We start from the raw sequence: 12,623 nt of genomic DNA, 5'->3' as shown, positions 1-12,623 counted from the left end.
CCGAGGGGGGACATCAGCTCGATCTTGCTGTTCGGCACTTCGACGAACACGACTGTGACACCGTGCTCCGGCTGCGGGAGCGGCGGGGTGATCGTGGCGCCGAGCGTGTCGCGATAGACCGCGCAGGCGGCGTCGAGATCCTGTACGGCGATGGCCACGTGATTGAGACGGCCGATCATGTTGCTTCCTCCCCGTTCGCGTACCGATCGGCAGGCCGCTGCTTCCAGGCGCACCCTCATCCTCGGGCCTGCGCGAGCCGCCGCGAAGGCGCCCGCCAAGGAACGCCCCGAGGAAGGCCCCGAGGAACGCGCCAAGGATCGCGCGTCCCGCTGGAGGGCGCCCCTGAGACCCCCTGTGCAGGGGTCTCAGGATGAGGGTCTGGACCGGACCTGCCGTGGTCCGTTCGTCTGTCGTCGTAGCTTAAACTTCGACCACCTGCACGTGGCAGGCGGGCTTCTTGCCCCAGACCTCGTTGACCGCGGTGCGCACCGCCCGGTCGACCGTCTTCTCGACGCTCTCCGAGTCCTTGAGCTTGCCCCGCGACATCCCCGACAGGGTGCGGGAGACCGCATCCACGACCGTTTCGATCAACGGCTCGCCGGACCGGCCGCGGTTCGGCAGGCCGATGATGTCCACCGCCGGCTCGCCGAGAACCACGCCGTCCTCGTCGATGGCGATCGCCACCGAGACCAGGCCGGCCTGCATGAGCTTGCGCCGTTCCGGGATCGCCCGGTCCTTCTCGTCGATCAGGACGTCGCCGTCCTTGAACAGCCGGCCAGCCTTCACGTGGTCGACCACCGCCGGCGTGCCGGGGCTCAGGCGGATCAGGCTGCCGTTGCGGGCCTTGACCACGTTCTGCACGCCCTGCGCCCTGGCGAAGCGGGCATGCTCGTCGAGGTGCAGGGCCTCGCCGTGGACCGGGATCGCCGTGCCGGGACGGGTCCACTTGTACATCTCGACCATCTCGTCCCGGCGCGGGTGGCCGGAGACGTGGACGAGGTCGGTGCGGTCGGTGATCACCTCGACGCCCTGCTCGATCAGGTCGTTGATGATCGATCCGACATCGCGCTCGTTGCCGGGAATGGCGCGCGAGGAGAAGATCACCTGATCACCGGCGGTGAGGCTGATATCCGGATGGTCCCGGCGGGAGACCCGGGCCAACGCCGCCCGCGGCTCGCCCTGCGATCCGGTGAGCAGGGCCACGACCCGCTCCCGCGGCAGGCTCTTCCAGGAATCGGCGCGGCGGAATTCCGGCAGGCCGTCGAGGTAGCCGCATTCGCGGGCCACATCGATCACCCGGTCCATGGCGCGGCCGACTGCGATGACCTCGCGGCCGCAGGCGACGGCGGCTTCGGCGACCGCGCGGATGCGGGCGACGTTCGACGCGAAGGTGGTCACCGCGACCCGGTGGGGGGCGTCCGCGATCAGCGTCTTGAGGGTCTCGGCCACGGTCTTCTCGCTGGGCGAGAAGCCCTCGCGCACGACGTTGGTCGAGTCGCAGACGATGGCGAGGATACCCTCGTCGCCGAGCGCCGTGAACGCCTCCGGCGAGGTGACCGAGCCGGCCACCGGGGTCGGGTCGATCTTCCAGTCGCCGGTGTGGAGCACGAGGCCCGCGGCGGTGCGGATCGCGATGGCGTTCGATTCCGGGATCGAGTGCGAGACCGGCACATACTCGAGCTCGAACGGTCCGACGGTCACACGCCGGCCGGGCTTGACCTCACGCAGCTCGACCTTCGGGGCGCCGGGCTCGGAGAGGCGCCGGGTCTCCAGCAGGTTCTTGGCGAAACGGGTCGCGTAGACCGGGACCTTGAGCCGGGGCCACAGCTCCGAGATCGCCCCGATATGGTCCTCGTGCGCGTGGGTGATGAAGATCCCCAGCAGGTCCTTGCGCCGCTCCTCGATGAAGGAGAGGTCGGGGAACATCAGGTCCACTCCCGGCATCTGCTCCTCGCCGGCGAAGCCCATGCCGCAATCGACCATGATCCATTTCCGGCCCTTCTCCGGGCCGAACCCGTAGAGCGCCGCATTCATTCCGATCTCGCCCACGCCGCCGAGCGGCAGGAAGACCAGCTCCTCCTGTCCCATTGCCATCTGTCGTCGTCCAAACTCAGGCCGCCGTCGCGGCCGTTCCGAAATGCACCTCGCCCGCCGTCACGGTATGCCGATTCCCATCGGGGGCGAGGATCACGAGCCGCCCCCCCTCGTCGATCGTCTCGAACACGCCCCGCAGGATGTGCCCGCCGCTGCGCACCGCGATCTCGGTTCCGAGACCCGCGGCCCGCGCGAGCCAAGCCGCGCGCAGGTCAGCGAAATTCCGTCCCCGGTCCCAGGCGCGCGCCTGCGCGGCCATCCGGTCCGAGAGATGTTCCAGTAGCGCCTCGGCGCCCCCGGCGTAACCCGCCGCCGCCAAGCTCATTGCGGCGAGCCCGTCCGGGGCCGCCGCGACGTTGACGCCGAAGCCGATCACCGCGGCGCGCCGGCCGCCCGGCAGCGTCTCGGCCTCCAGAAGCAGGCCGGCGAGCTTGGCGCCGCCGAGCAGGACGTCGTTCGGCCACTTGAGCTGCAGAGATCGGGCGGCGCTGCCGGATCCGGTATCCGGCAGGGTGCCGCAGGTCGCCTCCAGCGCCTCGATCAGCGCGAGGCCGGCCACGAAGCCGAGTTCGGCGAGGTGGTCTGGCGCTACCCCGGCGATGGGCCACAGCACGCTCGCCGCGAGGTTGCCCGGCAGCGAGGCCCAGCTGTTGCCGCGCCGGCCGCGGCCCGCCTCCTGACGGTGGGTCACCACCCAGAGGGGGCCGGTCTCGCCCGCGCGCGCCTGAGCCATCGCCTCCGTGTTGGTGGAGCCGAGGGTCTCGTGGACATGCAGGCGATGGCCCTCGGCGCGCGCCGCGGACCCCAGTCGGTAGGGCAAGGCTGTCCTAGAACAGAGACCGGGCGGCCCGGCCTGCGGCGCCGACCAGCGGCCCGGGCAGGAGGAAGAACAGCACCACCACGACGCTCGAGAGGGCGAGCACCACGCGCAGGCCCGGCGCCATCGTCTCGTAGGGCTCCCGGGGCTCGTCGAAATACATGATCTTGACCAGCCGCAGGTAGTAGTAGGCGCCGACGACGCTGGTGACGACGCCGATCACCGCCAGAGTGACCAGGCCCGCCTTGATCGCGGCGGCGAAGACGTAGAACTTCGCGAAGAACCCGGCCAGCGGCGGGATGCCGGCCAGCGAGAACATCATCGCGGCGAGGCAGAAGGCCAGCCACGGATGCGTCCGCGACAGACCCGACAGGTCGTCGATCTTCTCGAACATCACCTCCCGGCGCCGGAGCGACAGGATGATCGCGAAGGTGCCGAGGGTCATCGCGAGGTAGATGATCATGTAGATGACGAGCCCGCTGATCCCCTCCTCCGAGCCGGAGGCGAGCCCGATCAGCGCGTAGCCGATATTGGCGATCGACGAGTAGGCCATCAGGCGCTTGATCGACGTCTGGCCGATGGCCGCGAAGGAGCCGAGCGCCATCGACGCGATCGAGACGAAGATGAAGATCTGCTGCCAGATCGCCGTCACGTCCGGCATGGCGCCGATGAACACCCGCACGGTCATCGCCACGGCGGCCATCTTGGGCGCCGAGGCGAAGAAGGCCGTCACCGGGGTCGGCGAGCCCTCGTAGACGTCGGGCGTCCACATGTGGAACGGCACGGCCGCCAGCTTGAAGCACACGCCGGCCGCCAGGAACACGATACCCAGCACGATGCCGAAGCCGGCATTCTCGGTGAGCGCCGAGACGATGCCGGGGAACGAGACGGTGCCGGTGAAGCCGTAGACCAGCGAGGCGCCGTAGAGCAGCATGCCGGAGGAGAGCGCGCCGAGCACGAAGTACTTGAGGCCGGCCTCGGTGGACTTGACGTCGTCCCGGTGGAAGGCGGCGATCACGTATGCGGCGAGCGACTGAAGCTCGAGGCCGAGATACAGCGCGATCAGGTCGTTGGCCGAGACCATCACCATCATGCCGATGGTGCAGAGCACGATCAGCACGGGGAACTCGAACCGGTCGATGCGCTCGCGCTTGAAGAAGTCGTGCGCCAGCAGGATCGTCGCCGAGGAGCCGAGCAGCACCAGCGACTTCATCACCTTGGAGAAGGCATCCGACACGAACGCGCCCGACAGGGTGGTCACCCGACCTTGGGCCGGCTGGGAGATCACCACCGACAGGGCGACGAGGAGCAGGACCAGGGCGCCGATGCTCACGGTCTCGGCGGAGCGTTCGCCGCGCCAGGCGCCGTAGAGGATCAGGACCATGACGCCGACGCCGAGGATCAGCTCGGGCAGGAGCGGCGCCAGGGAGGGCAGGACGGAGTGGACGGTTGTCATGGTGTCCGCCTCAGCGCGGGATCGGCAGCGCCGCGGCGGCCGTCTGGGTGTTCGAGAGGGCGGCCTTCATGCTCGCCATCAGCGCATCCGTGGAGGGCGCGAACACGTCGAGCACGGGAGCCGGGTGCACCCCATAGTAGATCGTCAGCACCACCAGCGGCGCCAGGATGATCTTTTCGCGGGTATCCAGATCCAGGATGCCCTGGAGGTTGGGCTTCTCCAGCTTGCCGTAGACCACCCGGGCGTAGAGCCACAGGGCATAGGCCGCCGACAGGATGATGCCGAAGGTCGAGAAGAAGGCCACATTCGGGTTCGCCTTGAAGGCGCCGAGCATCGCCAGGAACTCGCCCACGAAGCCGGAGGTGCCGGGCAGGCCGACATTGGCCATGGTGAAGATCAGCATGGCCACCGCGTAGAGCGGCATCCGCTTCACGAGGCCGCCATAGGCGGCGATCTCGCGGGTGTGCATCCGGTCGTAGACCACGCCGACGCAGAGGAAGAGCGCCCCCGACACGATGCCGTGCGAGATCATCAGGAACAGCGCGCCCTGGATGCCCTGCTCGTTCAGGGTGAACAGGCCGAGCGTCACGAAGCCCATATGCGCCACCGACGAGTAGGCGATCAGCTTCTTGATGTCGGTCTGCATCATCGCGGTGAGCGACGTGAAGATGATCGCGATCACCGACAGGGCGAAGACGAAGGGTGCGAAGTCGTGGCTCGCCACCGGCAGCATCGGGAGGGAGATCCGGATGAAGCCGTAGCCGCCCATCTTCAGGAGGATGCCGGCCAGGATCACCGAGCCGGCCGTGGGCGCCTCCACGTGGGCGTCGGGCAGCCAGGTATGGACCGGCCACATCGGCATCTTCACCGCGAAAGAGGCGAAGAAGGCGAGCCACAGCCATGTCTGCATCTGCACCGGGAAGCGGTACTGCAGCAGGGTCGGGATGTCGGTGGTGCCGGCCTGCCAGTACATCGCCATCACGGCCAGCAGCATCAGCACCGAGCCGAGCAGAGTGTAGAGGAAGAACTTGAAGCTCGCGTAGATCCGGCGCGCGCCGCCCCAGATGCCGATGATCAGGAACATCGGGATCAGGCCGGCCTCGAAGAACAGGTAGAACAGCAGCAGGTCGAGAGAGGCGAACACGCCAATCATCGTCGTCTCGAGGACGAGGAAGGCGACGAAATACTCCTTCACCCGGAAGTGGATCGAGTGCCACGACGCGCCGATGCAGAACGGCATCAGGAAGGTGGTCAGCAGGATCAGCGGCATCGAGAAGCCGTCGACGCCGAGCTTGAACCGGATCGTCTCGGTGAGCCACGCGTGGCTCTCCACCAGCTGGAAGCTCGACGAGGCGGCGTCGTAGCGGTTCCAGGCCACCAGGGAGAGCAGGAAGGTGACGATTGTCGTCGCGAGGGCGGCCCAACGGCTGTTGCGCGCGACCGATTCCTCGTCGCCGTTCAGCGTCAGGATGAAGGCCGCGCCGCAGAGCGGGACGATCAGCAGACCGGAGAGGATGCCGAGGCCGAGCATGTCAGTGAGCCCCCTTGGGCAGGCCGGACATCAGGTACCAGCTGATCAGGCCGGCGACGCCGATGAGCATCACGAAGGCGTAGTGGTAGACGTAGCCGGTCTGGAGCCGGACCACGCCGCGGGTCACGTCCACGACGCGCGCCGCGATGCCGTTCGGCCCGAGGCCGTCGATGATCCGACCGTCGCCCTGCTTCCAGAGGAACAGGCCGAAATCCTTGGCCGGGCGGACGAAGATCCGGTCGTAGATCTCGTCGAAGTACCACTTGTTGAGCAGGAACCGGTACAGCGACGGCTGCTGCGCGGCGAGCTCGCCGGGCAGCTCCGGCCGGCGGATGTACATCCAGTAGGCCAGGACGAAGCCGAGGATCAGCATGATCAACGGGGAGTAGGAGACCAGCGCCGGGACCTCGTGGATCTCGTGCATGATGTGGTTGTTCGGCCCGTGCGCCAGGGCGTGGCCCCAGAACGCGTCCATCCCCTCGCCGATGAAGCGGTCGTGGAAGATGATCCCGGCGAACAGCGCGCCGAAGGCGAGGATCGCCAGCGGGATCGTCATCACCAGCGGGCTCTCTTGGGGCGTGTGGTCACCGTGGTGGCCGTGCCCGTGATGGTCGTCGGCGACGAGGTCGCTCCTGTGGGCCGGCTCGATGTCGTGGCCGTGATCGTCGTGGGCCGCGCCCTCGGTGTGACCGGGCAGGCCGTCGGCCTCGTGCGCCAGGGTGGAATGCGCCACCGCGGGAGCGTCGTGATGGTCGTGCGCGGCATGCGCACCCCAGCGGGCCGGTCCCTCGAAGGTCATGAAGAACAGGCGCCAGGAGTAGAACGAGGTGAAGAACGCCGCCACCACGACGCACAGGAAGGCGAGCGTGTGGCCCGGCCGGGTCGAGGCGTAGGCGGCCTCGATGATCGCGTCCTTCGAGTAGTAGCCGGCCGTGTAGGGGAAGCCGATCAGCGCGAGGGAGCCGATCGCCATCATGGCGCTGGTATAGGGAATGTAACGGCGCAGGCCGCCCATGTTCCGCATGTCCTGCTCGTGGTGCATCGCGTGGATGACCGAGCCGGCCCCGAGGAACAGCAGCGCCTTGAAGAAGGCGTGGGTGAACAGGTGGAACACGCCGGCCGAATAGGCGCCGACGCCGAGCGCCACGAACATGTAGCCGAGCTGCGAGCAGGTCGAGTAGGCGATCACCCGCTTGATGTCGTTCTGCACGAGGCCGATCGTCGCCGCGAAGAACGCCGTGATGCCGCCGATCACCGTCACGACGATGAGCGCGTTCGGCGCTTCCTCGAAGAGCGGCGACAGGCGGGCGACCATGAAGACGCCGGCGGTGACCATGGTGGCGGCATGGATCAGCGCCGAGACCGGGGTCGGGCCCTCCATGGCGTCGGGCAGCCACGTGTGGAGCAGGAACTGCGCCGACTTGCCCATGGCGCCCATGAACAGGAGCAGGCAGGCGAGCGTCAGGGCGTTCCAGTCGTAGCCGAGGAAGTGGAAGGAGAGCGTCTTGATCGCGTCGACCTTGTCGAAGATCGCGTCGAACGCCACCGAGCCGGTGAGGACGAAGGTCAGGAAGATGCCCAGCGAGAAGCCGAAATCGCCGACGCGGTTGACGATGAACGCCTTCATGGCGGCGGCGTTGGCCGAGGGCTTCTCGTACCAGAAGCCGATCAGCAGGTAGGACGCGAGGCCCACGCCCTCCCAGCCGAAGAACATCTGCACGAGGTTGTCGGCCGTCACCAGCATCAGCATGGCGAAGGTGAACAGCGACAGGTAGGCGAAGAAGCGCGGCCGGTGCGGATCCTCCTCCATGTAGCCCACGGAGTAGAGATGCACGAGGGTCGAGACGGTGGTGACCACCACCAGCATCACCCGCGTCAGGGTGTCGACCTTGAAGGCCCAGTCGACCTGGAGGTCGCCGGCCGCGAACCAGGAGGCGACCTGTACGCGCTCGGCCGGACCGCCGTCGATGAACACGCCCCAGGCGATCAGCGCCGTGAAGGCGAGGAAGGACGTGGTGATGTACTCACAGGCCCGCGCCCCGATGTACCGGCCGAACAGGCCGGCGATCAGGAAGCCGATGAGCGGGAAGAAGACGATCGCGTGATACATCGCTCTCTTGCAGTCCGTCCTCCGGGCCGACCGCGGGGCGGCGGCGTCCGGATGTCACTCGGGGCGCGCGAAGAAGAAGGCCCTAGCCCTTCATCATGCTGACGTCTTCCACCGCGATCGACCCGCGATTGCGGAAGAACACCACGAGGATGGCGAGGCCGATCGCCGATTCGGCGGCCGCCACGGTCAGCACGAACAGGGCGAAGACCTGTCCGGTGATGTCGTTGAGCTGCGTCGAGAAGGCGACGAGGTTGATGTTGACCGAGAGCAGGATCAGCTCGATCGACATCAGGATGACGATGATGTTCTTGCGGTTGATGAAGATGCCGAGCACGCCGAGCGTGAACAGGATCGCCGCGACGGTGAGGTAGTGGCTCAGGCCGATCATCGTTCGAAACCTCCGGCGGACATCAGACCTCGACACCCTGGCGCGACGGGACCTTGCGGGTCTCCACAGCCATGGCCTGGGTGCGGGCGTTCTGGACCGCGATGTCCTGGCGCTTCACGCCCGGCCGGTCGCGGAGCGTCAGCACGATGGCGCCGATCATCGCCACCAGCAGGATCAGGCCGGCGAGCTGAAAGAAGTAGGCGTAGTCGGTGTACAGCACCCGGCCGAGCGCCTGGGCGTTGGTGAGGTTCTCGGCCGACGCGACGTTGCCGAGGGGCGCCTGGACGAGGCCCGGATCGATGCTCCAGGAGCCCACCACCAGCAACAGCTCCACGAGGAAGATCGCCCCGATCAGGCCGCCGATCGGCAGGTATTGCTGGAAGCCCTGGCGCAGCTCGGCGAAATCGACGTCGAGCATCATCACCACGAACAGGAACAGCACCGCCACCGCGCCCACGTAGACGACCACGAGGATCATCGCGAGGAACTCGGCGCCCATCAGGACGAACAGCCCCGCGGCGTTCACGAAGGCGAGGATCAGGAACAGCACGGAGGCTACGGGATTGCGCGAGGCGATCACCATGAAGCCCGACGCGACCGTGACGCTCGCGAACAGGTAGAAGAAGGCGGCTGCTGCGGTCATGCGCTGATCGGGATCGGCCGCCGGAGCGGCCCCTTCTGCCGTGCGTTGAAACGGTCCGCAGCGGGCGGCCCGTCTATAGAACCCGGTCGGCGGGGGCACAACAGCGCCTCCGTCATGTCTCGCGCATCGTCATGGACAACGGGACCGGGACGATGCGCCATCCCCTTGCAACGCGCCGCCTTCTTCCGAAAGCAGGTGGCCGCCTTTCGGGACGATGCGTCAGCGATACGGTGCGTCCATCGCGATGTTGCGGGCGATCTCGCGTTCCCAACGGTCACCGTTCAGCAGGAGCTTCTGCTTGTCGTAGAGCAGTTCCTCACGGGTCTCGACCGAGAACTCGAAATTCGGCCCCTCGACGATCGCATCCACCGGGCAGGCCTCCTGGCACATGCCGCAATAGATGCACTTCACCATGTCGATGTCGTAGCGCGTCGTGCGGCGGGTGCCGTCATTCCGGCGGGGGCCCGCCTCGATGGTGATGGCCTGCGCCGGGCAGATCGCCTCGCAGAGCTTGCAGGCGATGCAGCGCTCCTCGCCGTTGGGATAGCGGCGCAGGGCATGCTCACCCCGGAAGCGCGGGCCGCGATGGCCCATCTCGAAGGGGTAGTTGATCGTGGCCTTCGGCTTGAAGAAGTAGCGCATGCCGAGGACCATCCCCGACACGAACTCTTTCAGCAGAAGGCTTTTGGCGACCTGATCGAGCTTCATGCCCGGATCTCCGATTCGACGGGTGGGCTCAGGCGCCCGGCGCGAGGCCGGTCAGCTTGAGCACGAAGGCGACGACGACGACCGAGACCAGCGAGATCGGCAGGAAGACCTTCCAGCCGAGGCGCATGAGCTGATCGTAGCGGTAGCGGGGGACGATGGATTTCACCATCGCGAACAGAAAGAACAGGAAGCTCGCCTTCAGGACGAACCAGATCACGCCGGGAACCCAGGTGAAGGGCGCGAAGGGGATCGGCGAGAGCCAGCCGCCCAGGAACAGGATGGTTCCGAGCGCGCACATGCTCATGATGGCGACGTACTCGCCCAGCATGAACAGCAGGTACGGGGTCGAGGAATACTCGACCATGTAGCCGGCCACGAGTTCCGATTCGGCCTCCGGCAGGTCGAAGGGCGGGCGGTTCGTCTCGGCGAGCGCCGAGATGAAGAACACCACGAACATCGGGAACAGCCACAGCCAGTACCAGCCGAAGATCCCGAGGCTCGTGTCCTGCGCCATCACGATGCGGGAGAGGTTGAGCGAGCCGGCGCAGAGCAGCACGCAGATGATCACGAAGCCGAGGGAGACCTCGTAGGAGATCATCTGCGCCGCCGAGCGGAGCGCCCCGAGGAAGGCGTATTTCGAGTTCGACGCCCAGCCGCCCATGATGACGCCGTAGACCCCGAGCGACGAGATCGCGAAGATGTAGGTGATGCCGACATTGATGTCGGCGATCGCCCAGCCGTCGGCGAGCGGAATCACCGCCCAGCTCGACAGGGCGAGCATCGCGAAGACCAGCGGCGCCAGCAGGTAGATCGCCTTGTTGGCCCCGGCCGGGATCACCGGCTCCTTGAGCACGAACTTGATCAGGTCGGCGAAGGACTGAAACAGGCCGAAGGGTCCGACCACGTTCGGCCCGCGCCGAAGCTGCACCGCCGCCCAGATCTTCCGGTCGGCGAGCAGCGCATAGGCGATGAAGACGAGGAGCGCCGAGAGCAGCACGAAGCTCTTCAGCACGATCAGGAGCACGGTCCCGAGGATTTCGAGCGACGTCATCGGTGGGCTCCTACTCGGCCGCCGCGAGGGGCTGCGCCTCTGCGGCGCGCTCCCGGGCAAGGCGCGAGCACTCGGCGAGGATCCGCGAGGCGCGGGCGATCGGGTTGGTGAGGTAGAAGTCGGTCACGGGCGAAGCGAAGGCCGGCCCGCCGGTCGCGCTGCCGAGACGGATCAGCTTCTCCGCCGCCTCCACGACGTCGCCCGGCTCCACGGCGCCGATCGCCGCGAAATGCGGGTGGGCGGCATAGAGCGCTTGGCGGAGCGCGGTGAGCGAATCGAAGGGCAGGCGCTTGCCGAGGACGTCCGACAGGGCGCGCAGGATCGCCCAGTCCTCGCGGGCGTCGCCCGGCGGGAAGGCGGCGCGGTTGCCCATCTGGACCCGGCCTTCCGTGTTCACCCAGGTCGCCGACTTCTCGCTGTAGGCGGCCCCCGGCAGGATCACGTCGGCGCGGGAGGCGCCGCGGTCGCCATGGCTGCCCTGGTAGATCACGAAGGCGCCCGGGGCGACGTCGCGCTCGTCGGCGCCAAGGTTGAACAGGACGTCCAGCGCGCCCGGCTCCAGCATCTGCGCGAAGGTCAGGCCGCCCTCCCCCGGCACGAAGCCGAGATCGAGCGCGCCGACGCGGGCAGCGGCCGTGTGCAGCACGCCGAAGCCGTTCCACTCGGCCGAGATCGCGCCGATCGACTTCGCCAGCGACGCCGCCGCGGCCAGGACGCCCGGCTCGGCATGGGCGCCGACGAGGACGAGCGGCGCCTTGGCCTCCTTGAGGACGTCGAGGAAGCTGTGCTCGCCCCGGGACAGCGCCGCCAGCGAGTCCGGCCCGGCGCCGATATAATGGCTCGGATAGGTCAGATCGACCGGCTCCCCGATCACGCCCACCGCCAGCGGCGCCATGCGCCAGCGCTTGCGGATGCGGACGTTGAGCAGCGAGGCCTCGGTGCGCGGGTTGGCGCCGACGATCAGGATCGCGTCCGCCGCCTCGATGCCCGGAATGGTCGGGTTGAAGATGTAGGAGGCGCGGCCGAGCGCCGGGTCGAGCCCGGCATCGGTCTGGCGGCAATCGAGGTTCGGCGAGCCGAGGCTCTTGATCAGCTCGCGGAGCGCGAACATCTCCTCGATGCCCGCGAGATCGCCGACCACGGCGCCGATGCGTTTCGGATCCGCCCCCTTCACCTTGGCGGCGATCGCCTGGAACGCCTCACCCCAGGAGGCGGGCCGCAGCCGGCCGTTCTCGCGCAGGTACGGCCGGTCGAGGCGCTGCATCCGCAGCCCGTCGATGTGGTAGCGGGTCTTGTCGGAGATCCACTCCTCGTTGATCTCCTCGCTGATCCGCGGCTCGATCTGCATGACCTCGCGGCCGCGGGTGTCGATGCGGATCGCCGAGCCGACCGCGTCCATCACGTCGACCGACTCGGTCTTGTTCAGCTCCCACGGCCGGACGTTGTAGCTCTGCGGCCGGTGCACGAGGGCGCCGACCGGGCAGAGATCGGCGACGTTGCCCTGAAGCTCCGAGGCCATCGACTGCTCGAGGTAGCTCGTGATTTCCATGTCCTCGCCGCGGCCGATGGCGCCGAGGTCGGGCACGCCCGCCACCTCGGCGAGGAAGCGCACGCAGCGGGTGCAGTGGATGCAGCGGTTCATCGCGGTCCGCACCAGCGGGCCGATATGCTTCTCCTCGACCGCCCGCTTGTTCTCCGTGTAGCGGGTCGAATCGACCCCGTAGGCCATGGCTTGGTCCTGCAGGTCGCAATGGCCGCCCTGGTCGCAGATCGGGCAGTCGAGGGGGTGGTTGATGAGGAGGAACTCCATCACCCCCTCGCGGGC

General features: G+C 67.7%; 11 protein-coding genes. All 11 read right to left on the bottom strand.

Annotation, left to right across the window (positions count from 1 at the left end; genetic code table 11):
• Positions 1-179: VOC family protein (locus I53_RS20820; protein WP_043354243.1), on the bottom strand; the 179-nt coding region annotated here is incomplete at its 3' end.
• 241 nt (positions 180-420) lie between these two features.
• The gene (locus tag I53_RS20815; protein WP_043354241.1) at positions 421-2,094 is read right to left on the bottom strand and encodes a ribonuclease J; all 1,674 of its coding nucleotides are present in this window, start codon (positions 2,092-2,094) and stop codon (positions 421-423) included.
• A 16-nt stretch (positions 2,095-2,110) separates the two neighbouring features.
• Positions 2,111-2,914: a biotin--[acetyl-CoA-carboxylase] ligase gene (locus I53_RS20810; protein WP_043354228.1), complete on the bottom strand. Its 804-nt coding sequence runs from the start codon at positions 2,912-2,914 to the stop codon at positions 2,111-2,113.
• Positions 2,915-2,921: 7 nt separating this feature from the next.
• Entirely contained in the window at positions 2,922-4,367 is a 1,446-nt protein-coding gene (nuoN, locus tag I53_RS20805; RefSeq protein ID WP_043354226.1) for an NADH-quinone oxidoreductase subunit NuoN, read from the bottom strand.
• A 10-nt stretch (positions 4,368-4,377) separates the two neighbouring features.
• Entirely contained in the window at positions 4,378-5,898 is a 1,521-nt protein-coding gene (locus I53_RS20800) for an NADH-quinone oxidoreductase subunit M (protein WP_043354224.1), read from the bottom strand.
• 1 nt (position 5,899) lies between these two features.
• Complete coding sequence (gene nuoL, locus I53_RS20795; RefSeq protein ID WP_043354221.1) at positions 5,900-8,008, bottom strand: NADH-quinone oxidoreductase subunit L; 2,109 nt, start codon at positions 8,006-8,008, stop codon at positions 5,900-5,902.
• Positions 8,009-8,090: 82 nt separating this feature from the next.
• A complete protein-coding gene (gene nuoK, locus I53_RS20790; protein ID WP_043351891.1) occupies positions 8,091-8,396 on the bottom strand; it encodes an NADH-quinone oxidoreductase subunit NuoK in 306 nt (101 codons plus the stop codon).
• Between the two features lie 22 nt (positions 8,397-8,418).
• The gene (locus I53_RS20785; RefSeq protein ID WP_043354219.1) at positions 8,419-9,039 is read right to left on the bottom strand and encodes an NADH-quinone oxidoreductase subunit J; all 621 of its coding nucleotides are present in this window, start codon (positions 9,037-9,039) and stop codon (positions 8,419-8,421) included.
• Positions 9,040-9,258: 219 nt separating this feature from the next.
• Entirely contained in the window at positions 9,259-9,747 is a 489-nt protein-coding gene (gene nuoI, locus I53_RS20780; protein WP_043354217.1) for an NADH-quinone oxidoreductase subunit NuoI, read from the bottom strand.
• 28 nt (positions 9,748-9,775) lie between these two features.
• Positions 9,776-10,798, bottom strand: coding sequence for an NADH-quinone oxidoreductase subunit NuoH (gene nuoH / locus I53_RS20775; protein ID WP_043354215.1), 1,023 nt, complete (start codon positions 10,796-10,798; stop codon positions 9,776-9,778).
• Positions 10,799-10,808: 10 nt separating this feature from the next.
• Positions 10,809-12,623 (bottom strand): NADH-quinone oxidoreductase subunit NuoG (gene nuoG, locus I53_RS20770; RefSeq protein ID WP_043354213.1); only part of this gene is annotated, 1,815 nt, incomplete at its 5' end.

The sequence above is a fragment of the Methylobacterium sp. B1 genome (assembly GCF_000333255.1).
GTDB classification, from domain to species: Bacteria; Pseudomonadota; Alphaproteobacteria; order Rhizobiales; family Beijerinckiaceae; genus Methylobacterium; species Methylobacterium fujisawaense.
This window is presented reverse-complemented; position numbering and strand designations above follow the sequence as displayed.